Origin of the sequence: Roseburia sp. TF10-5 (assembly GCF_003462365.1) — a bacterium.
Lineage (GTDB): Bacteria > Bacillota > Clostridia > Lachnospirales > Lachnospiraceae > Roseburia > Roseburia faecis.
Window position 1 is genome coordinate 164,975 of sequence record NZ_QTYW01000003.1, and the last position, 18,935, is coordinate 183,909.

Genomic DNA, 18,935 nt, shown 5'->3' on the forward strand with positions numbered 1-18,935 from the left:
TTTAATTCTTAAATAAATGGAAAAAGATTTCCAAAAAGATAAGAAATTAAATCCATCCACCGTCTAAGGTGAGAATCTGTCCATTCAGGTAACTGCTTGCTGTGGCAAGAGAATATGCCAGTGAAGCAACTTCTTCCGGGGATCCCATACGGCCGGCAGGAATTTCTTCGATGAGTGCAGAGCGTTCTTCCTCGGAGAAACAACGGTTCATATCCGTATCGATTACCCCACAGGCGATGGCATTTACCTGGATATTGCTAGGGGCAAGTTCTTTGCCCAAAGCGCGTGTAAGGGAATTGATCCCGCCTTTGCATGCAGAATAGGCAACTTCGCAGGAAGCTCCGACATTTCCCCATACAGAAGAAATATTGATGATATGTCCGGATTTGGCATGAACCATGGAAGGGATGACCTGTCTGCATGTGGAAAAGACGGATGTGAGGTTTGTCGCAACTATCCGGTTCCAGTCGGTAATATCCATGTCGGTGAGCAGACCGATATAAGAGATGCCGGCATTGTTGATTAACACATCAATCTGGCCGAAGGTATCCAGTGTTTTTTGCACCATGTCACAGATAAAAGTATAGTCTCCTACATCACCACGGAAGCAAAGCACCTGTATGGAGTAGGTTGTTTCAAGTTTTGTGGCAAGTGCCTGCAGCGTTTCATAAGAGTTATGGCAGCAAAGAGCCAGATGATAGCCTTCAGCGGCAAATCGACATGCCAGGGCTGCACCGATTCCACGGGATGCACCTGTAATCAAAGCAGTATGTTTCATTGTTCTTCTCCGTTCTTTTTTTGTATTGTACCATAAATTAAAAAAATTCACTAGACAAACACCGGAGAATGTGTTACTATAATTGGGCAGTTGAAACGGCGCGTGGCTCAGCTTGGTAGAGCGCTGCGTTCGGGACGCAGAGGTCGCAGGTTCAAATCCTGTCGCGCCGACGATACAAGGATTCCGGTACATGGGTGAGAGAATCCTTGGCAGGGGCAACCTCAGAGACTTTTAGAGAGTTTCTGGGGTTCTTTTTTTGCATTCAAAAGTTTTAGAAAGGCTCTATGTCAAAAAAACTGTCGCACGAATTTTCGCGCGACAGTTTTTTTTTATTCTACCGTTACAGATTTTGCCAGGTTACGTGGCTGATCCGGATTTAAGCCTTTTCCAACGGATGTGTAATATGCAATCAGCTGGAAAATTACAACAGATTCAAAAATCGTAAATTCGTCGGATACATCCGGAAGATTGATGTGTACATCACAGATAGAAGGATCTGTGATTTCTTTGTCTTTGGACAAAAGAATGACATAAGCACCACGGGCTTTTACTTCCCGGATATTGGAAATAACTTTGCTGTATACATGTTTCTGGGTAGCAGCGGCAATGACAGGAACCCCTTCACTGACCAGAGCAATGGTTCCGTGTTTTAATTCACCGGCAGCATAGGCTTCGGCATGAATATAAGAAATTTCCTTTAATTTCAAAGCACCTTCCATGCAAAGGGTATAATCGAGTCCACGACCGATAAAGAACGCGTTGTTGGCATTGATCATGCGTTTGGTCAGCTGTTCAATATCAGGAGCCTGTGCAAGAACTTCCTCGATGTAATTTGGAATTTCCTGCAGTGTTCCAATAAATGTACGTGCTTCTTCGACAGAAATCTTTTGCTGTGTCATGGCAAGTTTGCATGCAAGCAGGTAAAAAGAAGCAACCTGAACGGTGTATGCTTTTGTACTTGCAACAGCGATTTCCGGACCGGCATGTGTATATAATACATAGCTGCTTTCACGTGCAATGCTGGAGCCTTTTACATTTACAATAGACAGTGTTTTCTTTGTATATTTATTTGCAAGGCGAAGAGCTTCCAAAGTATCAATGGTTTCTCCGGACTGGGATACAACGATCACCATGGATTTTTCATTGATTACCGGTTCTTCATAGCGAAACTCCGATGCGATTGCCACGGTAACCGGAATATGCAGGCGGTTCTGGATCATGGTTTTTCCTACCATTCCCGCGTACATTGCAGTACCACAGGCAACGATTGTAATGTCGCTTACATTTTCAAAGAAGGAATCCGCAATGGCATCTTCCGAAAAATCCGGGAGCATATCTTTGATACGTGGGGTAATGGTTCTTGTGATGGCAGCCGGCTGTTCATGAATTTCTTTGATCATGAAATGCGGATAACCATCTTTCTGGGCTGCGGTAACATCCCAGTTTACTTCCATATATTCCGGTTCTACGGAATGACCGTCTAAATCCTCTAACGTAATGCCGTCCGCAGTCATAGTTAAAATATGATATTCCGGCACGATGAAATAACGCTTGTTGTATGCGATAAAAGCAGTCAGGTCAGATGCAATAAAAGCACCGTCATCACAGTATGTTGCAACCATAGGGCTGACATTTCTTACCGCATAAATTTCACCCGGATGATCCTTGAACAGAACGCAGAAGGCAAAGGAACCTTCAATTTCGGCTACTGCTTTGCGCAGAGCTTCTTTTGGATCTCCTTCGTAGAGTTTATTGATCAATGCGGCGGCAACTTCGGTATCCGTCTCGGAAATCAGTTCATCCGTCAGATCGTATTTGGTGGCGAGATCATGATAGTTCTCGATGATACCATTGTGGATCAATGCAACCTGTCCGACCTTATGAGGGTGTGCATTGGCATTGGTAACGCCACCATGGGTTGCCCAGCGGGTGTGGCCGATTCCACACGTAGAATTGTTATCATCATCGCAGATGGCACGAAGATCTTTTACTTTTCCGACAGTTTTCCGAAGTGAAATTTTTCCGGTATCTTTAAAGTACGCAATTCCCGCACTGTCATATCCACGGTACTCAAGGCTTGCAAGTCCTGTCAATAAGACATCCTGGGCTTTTAATTTACCTGTAAATCCAATAATTCCACACATAATTGAAATCTCCTTTTTCTCATATAATTTTATGATCCCGATATTGTTTTCGTTCATCAGAATATTTTTCATTGTGCATTATGTGGTAACACGTAAGTGTTATCACTTATGCCAATTGCTTCGCGTAAGCAAATTCTCATGCAATTGGCTCCATCGGGGTACGAATCCTTTGTTCGGATGTTACCATCCTGTTTGTGATTCGTATGCGCAGCCCCATTCCTGCGTTCAGGCATCCGCCGAATCTTCGATCACCTGAATCCTCGTTAACCCTTGTGGTGCAGCGAAAGCTGTATCACATTTGCACATTGCTTCCGCGAAAGCTGTATCACAGGGTACATGGCGCTAAAGTTTTTAACTTTTCGAAATCTGTTTCTCCTTTCTATAACAGACACCCCCATCTTAACATAAACACCGGGGTTCTCACAACCGAAAATATCCACAGAGATTTACAGTAATTGCATAAATTTTTCACGTTACTTACAATCTTAAAAAAATTTATACATCTTTGCCTCTGGTATGATATGATTAATTCCAAATGAAAAACATACAGGGAGGAATCTATGGACGAACAGACAAAACAAAAACGAAAAGATATCGTGGGGTGGGTGATTTACATAGCAGTTCTTCTTGCCATTATTATCACATTCCGTTGTTTTTTGATGATCGGGCGGGTGCCATCTGAGAGTATGGAACCGACACTGATGGTTCATGATTGGCTCATCGGAGACCGTCATGCATATGAGGAAGAAAAACCACAACGCGGCGATATTGTCATGTTTTATCAGAAAGATGAAAATGAAACCATGGTCAAACGTGTGATCGGACTTCCGGGGGAGACGGTTTCTTTTGTCGGAGGAAAAGTATACATCAATGGGGAACCGCTGGATGAATCGGCTTATCTGGATGACACTGTCGAAACGGATTGTGGAGAAGAAGATAAAACCTTTACCGTTCCGGAGGGCTCTTATTTCATGTTGGGGGATAACCGGGAAATTTCCCTGGATGCGCGATATTGGAAACATACCTACATTACAACGGATGACATGAAGTCGAAGGAAATCCTTATCATCCCGTTTCACAGGCTTCCGTGGTTTTAACCCTTTTGTGTCTTGACACCTGACGGGCATGTGAGTATACTCTATGTAATATGTTGAATGTAACAAGAAATGTCTGTATAGAAGGGTATTTCGTGAAAAGGAGTATTTTATGTTAACGACAAGAGAACTGCAGGACGAGATCATCCGCCTGAAGAAAGAAAAGGATATCTGTATTCTGGCACATGCATATCAGAGTCATGATATCTGGGAGGTGGCTGATTATGTAGGGGATTCCTATGGGCTGAGCGTGCAGGCTGCCAAGGCAGCGCAGAGCACTGTGCTGATGTGCGGAGTCCGTTTTATGGCAGAGACGGTCAAGATTCTGTCCCCACAGAAAAGGGTATTGTTATCCAACAGCAATGCGGGATGTCCGATGGCAGAGCAGATGGATGTGGAACTGATTTCCGGGGTGAAAAAGATGTATCCGGATTATACCGTGGTAGCGTATATTAATACGACTTCCGAGTTAAAAACGATTTGTGATGTCTGTGTAACTTCCTCATCGGCAGTTCAGATTGTAAAGAATATAGAGAATAAAAATATTTTGTTTATCCCGGACTGCAATCTGGGAAAATGGGTGGCTGATCAGGTGCCGGAGAAAAATATCAAACTGCTGCAGGGGGGATGTCCAACGCATGTCCGCATGTCGAAACGGGATGTGGAAAAAGCACGAAAGGCACATCCGGACGCACTTCTTCTGGTACATCCGGAATGTCTGCCGGAGGTTTCCGGGCTGGCGGATTATCGGGGAAGTACAACCGGAATCATGGACTATGCAAAGAAAAGTGATGCAAAGGAATTCATTATCGGAACCGAGAACAGTATCGTGCAGCATCTGCAGTTTGCATGTCCGGACAAGCAGTTTTATCCATTATCAAGAGACTGTGTCTGCCACAATATGAAACTGACCACACTCGGAGATGTATACCAGTGTGTAAAGGGCACCGGCGGAGAGGAAATCAAGCTGGACGAAGAAGTGCGTATAAAAGCAAAACGCTGTATTGATACCATGCTGGAACTTGGCAATTAAAGCAGGTCAGCCTGCAAAGATGCGCGCCCTGCGGAGTCAAAGATGATGCTGTGTCTCCGCAAGGGCGCGAAAGTGTGCGGTAAACGCACACTTTATTTTTTTACCGATTTTACAAGGGAATCCAATGTAACCGTTGTGGTGGTATCACCGGCAAGGAGCGTGTACGTTTCTCCGCTGGTGAGCTTTGGACAACTGATTACAACGGAATTATAGGATTTGGCAGGGGTATAGGAAAGTAGCATCCGGGGTATCAGATTGTGGTAGTGTCTGTTCTGAAAACAATTTATGAAGAAAGAAAAGGAAAACTTAAGAGAATCTAAATTGACTTGCAACATAAACTTATATAAAATAAAAAGCGCGGAGATGTTCGCAGAGTTCATTTCAAACGAAGAGGAGGAATTTTATATGATATGTCCGAAGTGCGGCAGTGAAATGCCGGATGACAGTACATTCTGCACCAGATGCGGAGCCAGCTTACATACAGGAACACAGGAAAATCAGAATTCGCAGGGGACGCCATACGGCTACGGAAATCCACAGGGAAACAACGGAGCGTATTATGGCAATCCACAGATGAACAATGGTATGCCGTACGGGCAGCCTTATGTAGATCCTAAGGATCATTCCACAGAATTTGACGGAAAAGATATTGCGGAGCACAAACTGTTTGCAATGCTTCCATATCTTCTGGGAATTTTGGGAACTATCGTGGCACTTCTTGTGGCAAAGGATTCTCCTTATGTCGGATTTCATGTGCGTGAGGGAATCAGGATCCTTGTGTCTGAAGTTCTGCTGGGACTGATTACTGTAGTGCTCTGCTGGACCGTTGTCGTTCCGATTGCAGCAGCCGTATGTTTTATCATTTTATTGGTTGTCCGTATCATCAGTTTTGTCAATGTCTGCAATGGAAAGGCAAAGGAAGCTGCCATAGTCAGCAATTTCGGATTTTTGAAATAACTTATAAAGATCCAATGAAAAAGAGAAGAAGATTCTGCATGTTATGTAAGAATCTCCTTCTCTTTTTTGTGGAAACACGGGATATTTAATTGAGAAGAATGGAAAAAGTCAGGGAATTTCCATCTTCACTTTTGGCAGAAATTTTCCCTTTGTGTGCGGTTACAATGGCGTAGACTACGGTAACATCTTTATATATAGAAGATAAGACGGGAACCTTAAATAAACTTAAAACATTCGTAAGTTTTGTCGTTTTACAGGACAACATACTTTTTACATTGAATTTACATTAGTCTGGTTATGCATTTTACACAGACCCGATAAGATAACAACTGTAATGAGGAACAACATGAAAGAAAGAGGAGAAAATCATGAAAAACAAACTTGTAAAAATGATGGCTTTACTGACAGCAACAACAATGGTCGCTGCAGGTGTGATGGGATGTGGTTCTGACAGCAGTGATGCAAACGCTGATGCAAATACAGATACAACGGCATCTGATACAACTGCAAATGCAGATGCAGATACAACAGATGGATCGGATCTGAGCGGAACCGTTACATTGGCAGGAAGTACTTCCATGGAGAAGCTTGCAAATGCCATGAACGAAGCATTCATGGAGAAATATCCGAATGTTTCCGCAACCGCAGAGTTTACAGGGTCCAGTGCAGGAATCGAGTCTCTTACAGCCGGCAGCGTTGATATCGGAGATGCTTCCCGTGCCCTTTCTGACGATGAGAAAAGCCAGGGTGTCGTAGAGAATATTGTGGCAATTGATGGTATCGCAGTTATTACAGATACAGCAAACACAATCACAGATATTAAGTCTGAAGATCTTGCAAAAGTATATACCGGAGAGATTACAAACTGGAAAGATCTCGGCGGACCGGATGAGCAGATCGTAGTCATCGGCCGTGAGGCGGGATCTGGTACAAGAGATGCGTTTGAGGAATTGATGGATGTAAAGGATTCCTGCAAATATGCACAGGAACTTGATTCTACAGGTGCTGTTTTGGCAAAGGTTGCAGCAACTCCGGGAGCAGTTGGATATGTATCCCTGGATGTGCTGGATGACACCGTAAATGGATTAAAGATCAACTCTGTAGAGCCGACAGAAGACAATATTCTTGCAGGAGACTATGTATTACAGAGACCGTTCGTAATGGCTACCAAGGGTGAGATTTCTGAGCAGAGTAAGCAGGTACAGGCATATTTCGACTTTATCAACTCTGCAGACGGACAGAATGTTATCAAGTCTGTAGGGCTGATCATCCCAAACAAGTAATATAGCAAGAAACACGTAAACAGGCAAACGAGGATAAAGATATGACAGGCGGCAAAGCAACAAAGCACATCGTGGAAACGATTGCAAAAGTAATATTTCTGGTATGCGCAGCCGTTGCCATTGTAGCAGTTCTTTCCATAACGGTTTATATGTTTGCAAAGGGCACCCCGGCACTGGCAAAGGTCGGGGTGATTGACCTGTTATTTGGAACTGTATGGCAGCCGACAGCAGCAACACCATCTTATGGCATTTTATACATTATTCTGACTTCAATTATAGGTACTGCAGTTGCAATTTTGATCGGTGTACCGATTGGAATTCTGACAGCGGTATTTATCACGGAAGTAGCCAACAAAAAGCTGGCAGCAATTGTTCAGCCAGCGGTAGAACTACTGGCTGCGATTCCGTCTGTAATCTACGGATTGTTGGGGCTTATGGTTTTAAATCCATTGATGTACCGTTTGGAAAAGCGGGTATTTGCAGGCAGCACTACCCATCAGTTTACCGGTGGATCGAATCTGCTTTCTGCGATTATTGTGCTGGCAATTATGATTCTGCCAACCGTGATAAACATCAGTGTTTCTTCGATCCGTGCAGTACCCGGACATTTAAAGTCGGCTTCTCTTGCACTTGGGGCAACACATATCCAGACGATATTTAAAGTTATGATTCCGGCAGCAAGATCCGGTATTATGACAGGTGTGGTTCTTGGTATCGGCCGTGCGCTCGGAGAAGCCATGGCAATCAATATGGTTGCCGGAGGTTCGGTAAATCTGCCGCTTCCATTCAACTCGGTACGTTTCCTGACCACACAGATTGTCAGCGAGATGAGTTATGCGGAAGGGCTTCACCGGGAAGTACTCTTTACCGTAGGTCTGGTACTGTTTATCTTTATTATGATCATCAATCTGGTGCTTGCGCAGGTCGAAAAGAAAGGAGCCGTTGAAAAATGACAGGAAGTAATACAAGTATTCGTACGAAAACCAGACATCCGGCGGATTTCTTTACTTATGTTGCCATCTATGTGTGTGCAATTCTTTCCGTTGCGCTGCTTCTCGGAATCATAGTGTATGTATTTGTCAAAGGTATCCGGAGCGTCAACTGGGAATTCCTTACCAGTGTCACTTCGGTGTTAAAAGGAACAACCGGTATTGCGGGAAATATTGTAAATACGCTTTATATCATAATTGTAACCATGCTGATTGCTACCCCCATCGGTGTTGGTGCAGCGGTTTATCTGAATGAATACGCAAAACCGGGAAAACTGGTCAGCATGATTGAGTTCGCAACCGAGACGCTGGCAGGTATTCCGTCCATTATTTTTGGTCTGTTTGGTATGATGTTTTTCGGACAGACACTTCATCTGAAATATTCCATCCTGACAGGTTCCTTTACTCTGACGCTGATGGTGCTTCCACTGATTACACGTAATACACAGGAAGCATTAAAAACAGTTCCGGACAGTTACCGCAGCGGTGCCATCGGTCTGGGAGCCGGAAAGTGGCATATGATAAGGACTATTTTACTGCCGTCAGCGATGCCGGGAATCATCACCGGTGTTATTCTTGCCATCGGACGAATTGTCGGTGAGTCAGCAGCACTGTTGTTTACAGCGGGAAGCTCGGGTCTCCTCCCGAAGAGCTTTGCCGATCTGTTTGCAAAGGCAAAAATGCCGGCGGGAACACTTACCATTCAGCTTTACCTGAGTGCGACGAAGGGTGAATTCGGGGTAGCATTTGGTATTGCAGTAGTTCTTTTGCTGATTGTTCTTGGAATCAACTTACTTACCAAAGCATTGGCAAAGAAGTTTGACGTCAATCGCAGATAACGATCATCTTTTCAAAGAGTTTTTAAAAAAGCAGGCGAATGTTTTCGGCTGCTTTTTTGTTGATATAAAAAACGGGGCAAAATATGCATATAATAGATGAAAAAACGGGGCAAAATATAAAAAATAAGTTGTAAAAACGGGGCAAATGATGCACAATGTTATTGGAGGCGTGAATTTATGTATAGAAAAGATGCTATTGTTGTTGGAGAATGGATAAGAAATTCAAATAAAGCACTATTAGTAACAGGGGCAAGGCAGACAGGAAAAACCTGGCTTATAAGGGATGAGATAGAAAAGAGCGGATATACAAAGTTTGAATTGAATTTTATTGATCAGCCGGATATGGTTTCTTATCTGAATGCGGAAATGAGTGCGGAAGAATTTTTAATTAAATTAAAAATGATCATGCCAGAAGACTGCAAAGTACATGAAACGGTCGTCTTTTTTGACGAAATTCAAAAATGTCCGGAAATAGTAACAAAAATAAAATTTCTTGTCGATGAGGGAAGCTTTAAATATGTAATGAGCGGATCGTTATTGGGAGTGGAACTCAAAGGAATCGCTTCGGCTCCGGTTGGGTATCTGACCGTTTTAAGGATGTATCCTATGGATTTCGAAGAATTTATGGTCGCGAATAACGTTTCGACAACTACATTGGATATGCTGGAGGATAAATTTAAAACAGTAAGTCCTATAGAAGAATTCATACATCAGAAGCTTCTGGCAATGTTTTTTGTTTATCTTATTGTTGGCGGAATGCCAGATGCAGTAAAAACATATATCGAAACAAAAGATATCCGGGAGGTTGACAGAGTACAACGTGATATCACGACTCTTTATAAAGAGGATTTTTCTCAATATGAGCTTGAGGACAGAAAGCTTAAGCTGAAATCGATATATGATATTATTCCGGCAGAGTTAGACAAGCAGAATAAAAAGTTTGTATTTACGATGCTCAATAAAGAACTAAAATTTGAGCGATATGAAAATAGCTTTTTATGGCTAAAAGATGCAGGCGTAGCTTTGCCGGTTTATAATGTTGATGCACCGGTAATTCCCCTTTTAGCAAGCAAGAGCAGTAATGTGTTTAGACTTTTTTCAAGCGATATTGGCTTACTTACAAGTGCCTATCCGGCAGAAACAAAAATTGAATTAATAAATAAAAACGGGGAAGTGAACAATGGTGCACATTTTGAAAATGCGGTTGCGCAGCAATTGACGGCAAATGGTTTCGAACCGTTTTTCTGTAAAAAAAAGAATATTGGTGAGATGGATTTTGCAATAGAAATGAATGGAAAAGTTGTTCCGATTGAAGTTAAGTCTGGAAAAACATATAAATCGCACAAAGCATTGGATAATTTTATGAAGGTGCCGGATTATCATCTTGAGAAAGCATATGTTTTTTCTGTTGGAAATGTCGAAACAGAAGGGAATATCATATATCTTCCAATCTACATGTGTTATCTGTTGAGAGAGCAGAAGCTGGGACAAATGATTGTAGAGTTAGATACAGAGGGCTTGTAAAAGAACTCTTTTGATTGGATTTGAAGGAATAAATGATGTCAAAGCAAGCACTACTAATAATTATTATAATGGTCCGTTTATTATTTGCGGGTTGCAAAGCCAATGTAAATTATGAACAAAAATTTTATAACTATAAAGGGAAAAAGGTACGAGGGAGAGATTTTTATTGAAAAAGATGCAGACAGTACCTGGAATCTTTTACTGCAAATCGCTACAGATGATGGTCTGGGTTCCGTGATCTATACATCGGATGATGAGTGGAAAACCTGGAACCGTAAAGAAAAATAATGAGAATAATTCGAAAGGTTATCCGCATTTTATCGGTTGAGAACACAAACGGATTATAGTAAAATGAAAGAAACATAGCAGGAACGTAAAGGGGGACACAGCATGGCAAGAACCGTAGCGATCGGGAAACAGGATTTTGCATCGATTATGGAGAACCACTATTTTTTCGTGGACAAACCAGCGTTTATCCGGGAATGGTGGGAGTCCGGAGATGATGTGACATTAATCACAAGACCTCGCCGCTTTGGAAAAACTTTAAATATGAGCATGGTAAACTGTTTTTTTTCGAACCGCTATGCGAACCGGGGAAATCTGTTTGAAAACTTATCGATCTGGAAATATGAAACCTATCGAAAGTTACAGGGGACATATCCGGTTATTTTTTTGAGCTTTGCGTCTATTAAAGCAGACAATATTGAGGAAACAAAACGCCAGATAAAGGCGCAGATTGCAGCGGTATATGAACAAAACCGTTATCTGGTGAAAGGTGGAGTTTTAAGCAAAAACGAGTTGACACAGTATGAAAAAATGACGATGGATATGGATGATGCAGAATGCTCCATTTCCATAAATCTGCTTTGCAGCTATCTGGAGCGGTACTATGGAAAAAAAGTAATTGTTCTTCTTGATGAATACGATACGCCGATGCAGGAAGCGTACATTCATGGATACTGGGATCGTTTTACGGGATTTATCAGAAGTTTCCTGAATGCGACATTTAAGACAAATGCCTGCCTGGAACGTGGAATTATGACCGGAATCACAAGAGTTTCCAAGGAATCTATATTTTCAGATCTTAATAATTTAAATGTGGTGACAACAACTTCGGATGATTATCGGTTAAGTTTTGGTTTTACGGAGGAGGAAGTCTTTGCGTCTTTGGCAGAGTATGGTCTGGAAGAAACAAAAGATGAAGTGAAAAAATGGTATGATGGATTTGCATTCGGAGGAAGCAAAGATATATATAATCCATGGTCCATCACAAATTATCTGGATAAAAAAAGATTTCAGGCATATTGGGCGGCGACAAGTGGAAATACACTGGTGAACCGGTTGATTCGGACGGCATCTGCTGATATCAAAGAGAAAATGGAAGATCTCTTAAATCATAAGGAAATCGTTGTTTCTTTCGATGAGCAAATCGTTTTTGATCAGCTTGATTATTCGCCATCAGCAATCTGGAGTCTTTTGGTTGCAAGTGGATATCTGAAGGTGGAGAAGGTAGAATATCGGGGAATGCTTCAAAAAACATGGTATCATCTGACCATTACCAATCTGGAAACATTTGGCATGTTTTCTGATATGTTTGCAGGGTGGTTTGATAACTATAATGCCAACTATAATGCGTTTATAGAGGCATTCTTACATGGAAATCTAAAAGAGATGAATGCATATATGAATGATGTGGCACTTGCAACTTTTAGCAGTTTTGACACAGGCAGTCATCCTTCGGAAGCGGCGCGGCCGGAGCGTTTTTTATCATGGTTTTGTACTGGGTCTGCTGGTAGAACTTCGGGATCGTTATCAGCTTAAATCAAACCGTGAAAGTGGTTATGGACGATATGATGTTATGCTGATACCGAATCAAAAGACGGATATTGCAATGATCCTTGAATTTAAGGTACATGATTCCAGCGAAGAAAAAACACTTGAGGATACTGTAGAAGCAGCATTACGTCAGATTGAAGAAAAAAAGTACGATGCAGAGCTGTTCGCATTGGGAATAGAAGAAAAACAAATTCGTTATTATGGGTTTGCATTTGAAGGAAAAAAAGTGCGCATAGGGAGCAAAGGGAAATGAAATAGTTGCATTTTATATAAATCTTTCTTATAATATACACAGTTTGTATATCTGAGAGGGAGTGAAATTATGAAACTGGAAAGTTCCAGTATAAAAAAAGCGGATATTCAGATGTCGGAAGCGTTTGTCACAAGCGTTTTTCTGGCATTGTCCGGAGGTTTTCAGGATGCATACACTTATTTTACGAGGCAGGAAGTATTCTCAAATGCACAGACTGGAAACATCGTACTGATGAGCACGCACCTGATGATGGGAGAATGGCTTGACGTGCTGCGCTATCTGTTTCCACTTCTGGCATTTGCCGGAGGCGTGTTTTTTGCGGAGCGGATTCATATGCTGTTTAAGTATGCAAAGCGCCTGCACTGGCGGCAGGGTGTGCTTTTAATGGAGATCGTGATTTTGTTTGCGGTCGGATTCATGCCAAAGCACTTGGATCTTCTGGCAACCGTACTCGTCTCCTTTGCCTGTGCGATGCAGGTACAGACGTTCCGGAAAGTAAGCGGATATTCCTATGCCAGTACCATGTGTATCGGAAATCTGCGGAGCGGTACAGAAGCCTTTACCAGCTACTTACAGACGCATGATAGGGAAAAATTAAAAAAAGCACTGTATTATTTTGGAATTATTTTATTCTTTGGACTCGGAGCAGGAATTGGAGGAAATCTTTCGATCCGCTTTGGATTTCGCATGATCTGGATATCCAGCGGGTTACTGCTGGTTAGTTTCTTACTTATGTTTATTGAAAAAATTGACCGCTGAGGTTGTTTTAAAAATATAAGTTTTCCCGATGTGACGAATTTGCGGTGGATTGGAGAAAAGATAAGTAAAAAATAACGTTTGCAAATTCTTAGGATAGGAAGAATAAACAAAAGACATTAAAAACACTTCTATAAATTTGAGTACATAAAAAATGCGCGTGGTGAAAGCAGTTTAAGTATTGAAACTTTCATCACGCGCATTTTTTATAGATTATTTTAAACTACAAACTTTGGGACGTTATGTTCCTTCCATAACCAAAATCACGTCCACCGCAAATTCGTCATATCGAGAAATTTTATATTTAATCCCTACATTACATTGATTTTGCAAAAATTTTACATTCCCAGGACAGTGCATTTTACAATCTCTTTTTATAATATCCATAAATCCTAAGAAATGGATAATTGCAGTGTGAGAAAACCATTGCAGATGAGGAGAGAAACATGGAAAAACGAACAAAAATTACTGTCCGTGATCTGAACCTGTATTACGGTGAAAACCATGCACTCAAGGATGTAAACATGAATATTCGTGAGAATTGTGTGACCGCTTTTATCGGACCGTCCGGATGTGGAAAATCAACATTCTTAAAAACCATCAACCGGATGAATGATCTGGTAGATGGCGTGAGAATCACAGGAGAAGTGAAACTGGATGATGAGGATATCTATGCAGAGGGTGTAGATACAACCGTTCTTCGGAAAAGAATTGGCATGGTGTTTCAGCAGCCGAACCCGTTTCCGATGAGTATTTATGACAACATTGCATATGGTCCGCGTGTACATGGAATTAAAGATAAGTCAAAACTGGATGCCATCGTTGAAGAAAGTCTGCGCGGAGCAGCTATTTTTGATGAGGTCAAGGATCGTTTAAAGAAATCCGCTCTGGGTCTTTCCGGTGGACAGCAGCAGCGTATCTGTATTGCCCGTGCACTTGCCGTACAGCCTGAGGTTCTGTTGATGGATGAGCCGACTTCTGCGCTTGATCCGATTTCTACATCCAAGATTGAGGAATTGATGGAAGATCTGAAAAAGAAATACACGGTAGTTGTGGTTACCCATAATATGCAGCAGGCAGTGCGTGTATCTGATGATACGGCATTTTTCCTTGTAGGAGAAATGGTTGAGTTTGGCGATACGAAAACAATTTTTTCTTATCCGAAGGATAAACGGACAGAAGATTATATTACAGGGAGGTTTGGTTAATGCGCTCAAAGTTCGACGAGCAGCTTAGACTGCTCAATCAGGAAATGATGTATATGGGAACCATGATCGAGGATTCCATCCAGAAAGCAATAGAAGCATTGATAGCTCAGAATGCGCAGCTTGCAGAAAAAATCATGAATTCAGATTCGGATGTGGATCATGAACAGAAGAAAATTGAAAACATCTGTTTTAATCTGCTGATGCAGCAACAACCGGTTGCAAGGGATCTGCGTGTGATTTCCGCAGCCATGAAGATGGTAACGGATATGGAACGAATCGGAGACCATGCAGCAGATATCTCGGAAATCACAATCATGCTTTCAAAAGAACCGTATGTGCTGAATCTGGATGACATCAAAAAGATGGCGAGTGAAACCGTAATTATGTTGATCCGCAGCATCGAAGCATATGTGGAAAAGGATATGGATAAGGCACAGGAAGTCATCCGGCATGATGATATTGTAGATGACCTGTTTGATAAAAATAAGGCAGATATCATTGAACTGATCCGGCATGATCCGGAAAAAGGCGAGCAGGCGGCGGATATGCTGATGGTTGCAAAATATTTTGAACGAATCGGAGACCACGCGACCAATATTGCAGAATGGGTTATCTTTGCATTGAATGATAAAAAAGAAATAAAAGAATCCTGACAGTGGATAGAACTTTACATAAATTTTACATAAACGATACTTTGGATTTTACGTGTCGTATGCTATGATAAAAATAAATAGGATACATGTGATGGGCGGTCTTGTGCAGGCATGGCCGTCCTGCTTGATGTTGCAGAGGTATATATAAAGATAGACAGAGGGAAAAGTTATGGCATTGATTTATATCGTGGAAGATGATGAGAATATCAGGGAAATTGAGACGATTGCATTGAAAAACAGCAATTATATGGTCTGTGCCTTTGAAAAGGCAACCACTTTTTATAAAAAGCTGGAGGATATTATGCCGGATCTGGTGCTTTTGGATGTCATGCTTCCGGACGAGAGCGGGTATGATATTGTGCGTAAACTGCGGAAAAATCCTGCTACAAAGAAACTGCCAATTATTATGGTGACAGCAAAGACAGCAGAAATGGATATGATCAAAGGACTGGACGAAGGGGCAGATGATTATATTAAGAAGCCTTTTTCCATTATGGAACTTATTACAAGAGTAAAGGCACTGTTACGGAGGACAGAAACCGAGGATATTAAAATCCTGCAGGTAGAAAACATTACACTGGATCATGAGCGCCACATGGTTTTTGTGGATGATAAGCCGGTGGAACTGACGTTTAAGGAATATGAACTGCTTCGTCTGCTGATGACCAATCCGAGTGTTGTATTGTCCAGAGAGGTGATTATGCGTCATGTGTGGGGAACGGAATTTGAAGGGGAATCCCGTACCGTTGATATGCATATCAAGACACTGCGGCAGAAGCTTGGAGAAGCGGGAAGCAAAATCCGTACCGTTCGAAATGTGGGATATGTGATAGAGTAAGGAGCTGTTATGAAGAAACGAATCAATTTACGGCTGATTCTGATTGCAGGTATTGCAGTGATTGTAACCATGGTCTGTATGACCGGTATTTATTATAAACTGTTTCAGGGACAGGTGCGCAAGGATCTGCAGATCAATGCAAGACTGCTTTCCGGCACGGGATTGTTTGATGATCCGGACAATACAAATGTTTCACTTTCCGAATATTATGAAGTCGGGGAAGACCTGCGTGTTACCTGGATTGCAAAGGATGGTACGGTACTTTTTGATAATGATCTGGATATTTCACAGCTTCCAAACCACAAAAACCGCCCGGAAGTAAAGAAGGCATTGTTTCAGGGGGAGGGAGAAAGTGTCCGGCGGTCGGATACCATGCAGATGGACAATTACTATTATGCGCTCCGGTTGGAAAACGGAACGGTTATCCGTGTGGCAACACAGGCACGCAGTGTCTACAGTGTGTTCCTTGCGGCATCCCCATTTGTGATGCTGATACTGATACTGATTGTTTCCATTTGTATTGTTCTGGCACATTTTTTAACCAAACAATTGCTGCATCCGATTGAACGGCTTGCTGAAAACATGGAAGATACCATAGAAGAACCTGTATACAAAGAACTTGTGCCATTTGTAAATACGATTCGTAAACAGCATGAAAATATCCTGATGGCAGCAAAAGTACGGCAGGATTTCACGGCAAATGTATCCCATGAGCTGAAGACACCGCTTACTGCAATTTCCGGGTATGCGGAGCTGATCGAAAACCATATGGTAGATCCGGAGCAGGAGACCCGTTTTGCACAGGAAATCCAGCAGAATGCGACGCGGCTTCTTTCTCTTATCAATGATATCATCCGGCTTTCCGAGCTGGACAGCGGGGAAGACAGCCTGCTGTGTTTTGAACAGGTGGATCTGGATGAGGTAGCCGGTACCTGTGTGAAAAATCTGCAGATGAATGCACAGAAACGGAATGTAACGCTGTATTATGAAGGCGTGTCCTGTATGTTGCGGGCAGACAGGGGCATGATTTCGGAACTTGTGGAAAATCTGTGTCAGAATGCGATCCGTTATAATAATGAAGGTGGTGAGGTGCACGTGCGTGTGTACTATGAAAAAGGACAGCCGATGCTTTCTGTGGCAGACAATGGTATCGGGATTCCAAAAGACCAGCAGGAACGTATTTTTGAGCGGTTTTACCGTGTTGATAAAAGCAGATCCAAACAGACCGGTGGTACGGGACTGGGACTTGCTATCGTCAAGCATATTGTGGAACTGCATGATGCGGTACTTCATTTGGAAAGTGAGCCGGGAAAAGGAACAACGATCACAGTAGCTTTTTAGCTGCATACAGGGGACTTTGGTTTACAAAGTCCCTTTTTTCGTGTAATATAGGTAAAATAAATAGGAAGAGAAAAGAAAGAGGCGAGATACAATGTATCAGGAAATATCACAGTTACTGATGTATGGAGATTTGGACGAGGATTCAATCCTTGCACAGATGGGAGAAGTATTCGGGAAATATGAGACCGGTGAATATAATAAAACCGGACTTGTCCGCGATATCAATACGCAGGTAAAACGGATTTTAAAAGTGGCAACAGATTATGGATTTGATGATAATCTGTGGCATAATTATCTGACATTTTTCCTTATGATGAGTGAAAATCCTTTCAGCATGACCTGTGAAAAGGTGGGAGCCAGCGATGGAAGTGTCAATGAACTGGTGGAAAATGATTTCCGTATTTTTAAAGATTTGTTTGACTATGATTTCGGACCAATCGAAAAAGATCTGGGAATCAACTGTTTCAGCCAGATTTCCAATTATAAGGCCATCCATAAAAAGGATCTGATGTACAACAAAAATGTCAGCGAAAAAGTCCGCTCTTTAAGCAAAAAACTGGAGGCGGCAAAGGATGAAAAAGAATTCTTTGATGCAGTGACTGGTTTTTATAAAGACTACGGTGTTGGAATGTTTGGTCTCAACAAAGCATTCCGGATTGATGATACACCGCAGGGAAGCTTTACATTTCGTGCAATCAACAATATGGATACCGTTATGCTGGACGATCTGGTCGGATATGAGATTCAGAAAAAGAAGCTGGTAGACAATACGGAAGCGTTTGTACAGGGAAAGAAAGCAAACAATGTATTGCTGTTTGGTGACAGTGGTACCGGTAAATCTACCAGTATCAAGGCGATTGTCAACCAGTATTACAAAGACGGCCTGCGTATGATTGAAATCTACAAGCATCAGTTTAAGTATCTTTCCGAGATCATTGCCGAGATCAAAAACCGGAACTATCGTTTTATTATTTATATGGATGATCTTTCTTTCGAAGAATTTGAGATTGAGTACAAGTTCTTAAAAGCCGTAATCGAGGGCGGTGTGGAGACAAAACCAGAGAATATTTTAATTTATGCAACTTCCAACCGGCGTCATTTGATTAAGGAGAGCTGGAATGACAGAAACGATCAGGATAATTCCAACGACCGCCACCACTCCGATACCGTGGAGGAAAAACTTTCCCTCGTAAACCGTTTTGGTGTGACGATCAATTACTCCAAACCAACACAGAAAGAATACTTCGATATTGTTTTACATCTGGCAAGACGGGCAGGTGTTACATTAGGGGATGAACAGCTTCGTGCAGAAGCCAATAAGTGGGAGCTGAGCCATGGAGGCATTTCCGGACGTACCGCTGAGCAGTTTGTCAGCTATCTTGCGTCCCAGCCGGATGCATTTAAATAAA

16 protein-coding genes, 1 tRNA gene and 1 pseudogene are annotated in these 18,935 nt (G+C 42.1%); 16 read left to right on the top strand and 2 right to left on the bottom strand.

The genetic code is table 11. The annotated features are described in order from the left end of the window. Positions 1-46: 46 nt before the first annotated feature. Positions 47-778: an elongation factor P 5-aminopentanone reductase gene (gene ymfI, locus DXD06_RS04540; RefSeq protein WP_117830820.1), complete on the bottom strand. Its 732-nt coding sequence runs from the start codon at positions 776-778 to the stop codon at positions 47-49. Positions 779-874: 96 nt separating this feature from the next. On the opposite strand from ymfI, the gene DXD06_RS04545 reads away from it, so the two are divergent. Then, a tRNA-Pro gene (locus DXD06_RS04545) sits at positions 875-948 on the top strand. A gap of 159 nt (positions 949-1,107) precedes the next feature. Here DXD06_RS04545 and glmS read toward each other — a convergent pair. Further along, on the bottom strand, positions 1,108-2,922 hold the full coding sequence (gene glmS, locus DXD06_RS04550; protein WP_117830897.1) for a glutamine--fructose-6-phosphate transaminase (isomerizing): 1,815 nt from the start codon (positions 2,920-2,922) through the stop codon (positions 1,108-1,110). A gap of 560 nt (positions 2,923-3,482) precedes the next feature. On the opposite strand from glmS, the gene lepB reads away from it, so the two are divergent. The 15 genes and pseudogenes from lepB (at position 3,483) to DXD06_RS04625 (ending at position 18,934) form a co-directional block, all read left to right on the top strand. Beyond that, a complete protein-coding gene (gene lepB, locus DXD06_RS04555; protein WP_022045346.1) occupies positions 3,483-4,019 on the top strand; it encodes a signal peptidase I in 537 nt (178 codons plus the stop codon). A 109-nt stretch (positions 4,020-4,128) separates the two neighbouring features. Beyond that, positions 4,129-5,049: a quinolinate synthase NadA gene (gene nadA, locus DXD06_RS04560; RefSeq protein WP_055260618.1), complete on the top strand. Its 921-nt coding sequence runs from the start codon at positions 4,129-4,131 to the stop codon at positions 5,047-5,049. Positions 5,050-5,454: 405 nt separating this feature from the next. After that, the gene (locus DXD06_RS04565; RefSeq protein ID WP_158569484.1) at positions 5,455-6,006 is read left to right on the top strand and encodes a zinc-ribbon domain-containing protein; all 552 of its coding nucleotides are present in this window, start codon (positions 5,455-5,457) and stop codon (positions 6,004-6,006) included. A gap of 368 nt (positions 6,007-6,374) precedes the next feature. After that, positions 6,375-7,289 (top strand): phosphate ABC transporter substrate-binding protein, encoded by a 915-nt coding sequence (locus DXD06_RS04575; RefSeq protein ID WP_117830822.1) that lies wholly within the window; start codon positions 6,375-6,377, stop codon positions 7,287-7,289. Positions 7,290-7,330: 41 nt separating this feature from the next. Further along, positions 7,331-8,242, top strand: coding sequence for a phosphate ABC transporter permease subunit PstC (gene pstC / locus DXD06_RS04580; RefSeq protein ID WP_117830823.1), 912 nt, complete (start codon positions 7,331-7,333; stop codon positions 8,240-8,242). Continuing rightward, complete coding sequence (gene pstA, locus DXD06_RS04585) at positions 8,239-9,117, top strand: phosphate ABC transporter permease PstA (RefSeq protein WP_117830824.1); 879 nt, start codon at positions 8,239-8,241, stop codon at positions 9,115-9,117. Before pstC ends, pstA begins: the two co-directional genes overlap by 4 nt. Before the next feature lie 177 nt (positions 9,118-9,294). Continuing rightward, the gene (locus DXD06_RS04590) at positions 9,295-10,641 is read left to right on the top strand and encodes an ATP-binding protein (protein WP_117830825.1); all 1,347 of its coding nucleotides are present in this window, start codon (positions 9,295-9,297) and stop codon (positions 10,639-10,641) included. 111 nt (positions 10,642-10,752) lie between these two features. Continuing rightward, a complete protein-coding gene (locus tag DXD06_RS17030) occupies positions 10,753-10,929 on the top strand; it encodes a hypothetical protein (RefSeq protein ID WP_158569485.1) in 177 nt (58 codons plus the stop codon). Between the two features lie 102 nt (positions 10,930-11,031). Continuing rightward, a pseudogene (locus DXD06_RS04595) lies at positions 11,032-12,730 on the top strand (AAA family ATPase). A 69-nt stretch (positions 12,731-12,799) separates the two neighbouring features. After that, positions 12,800-13,489, top strand: a complete 690-nt coding sequence (locus DXD06_RS04600) for a YoaK family protein (protein WP_243000848.1) — start codon at positions 12,800-12,802, stop codon at positions 13,487-13,489. Between the two features lie 443 nt (positions 13,490-13,932). Further along, positions 13,933-14,694 (top strand): phosphate ABC transporter ATP-binding protein PstB, encoded by a 762-nt coding sequence (gene pstB / locus DXD06_RS04605; RefSeq protein WP_117830899.1) that lies wholly within the window; start codon positions 13,933-13,935, stop codon positions 14,692-14,694. Continuing rightward, on the top strand, positions 14,694-15,347 hold the full coding sequence (gene phoU / locus DXD06_RS04610; protein ID WP_117830826.1) for a phosphate signaling complex protein PhoU: 654 nt from the start codon (positions 14,694-14,696) through the stop codon (positions 15,345-15,347). The genes pstB and phoU overlap by 1 nt, the downstream gene beginning before the upstream one ends. A gap of 169 nt (positions 15,348-15,516) precedes the next feature. Then, positions 15,517-16,185, top strand: coding sequence for a response regulator transcription factor (locus DXD06_RS04615; RefSeq protein ID WP_117830827.1), 669 nt, complete (start codon positions 15,517-15,519; stop codon positions 16,183-16,185). A 9-nt stretch (positions 16,186-16,194) separates the two neighbouring features. Then, entirely contained in the window at positions 16,195-17,526 is a 1,332-nt protein-coding gene (locus DXD06_RS04620; RefSeq protein WP_117830828.1) for a sensor histidine kinase, read from the top strand. Positions 17,527-17,617: 91 nt separating this feature from the next. Beyond that, complete coding sequence (locus tag DXD06_RS04625; RefSeq protein WP_117830829.1) at positions 17,618-18,934, top strand: ATP-binding protein; 1,317 nt, start codon at positions 17,618-17,620, stop codon at positions 18,932-18,934. The last annotated feature ends 1 nt before the right edge of the window (position 18,935 follow it).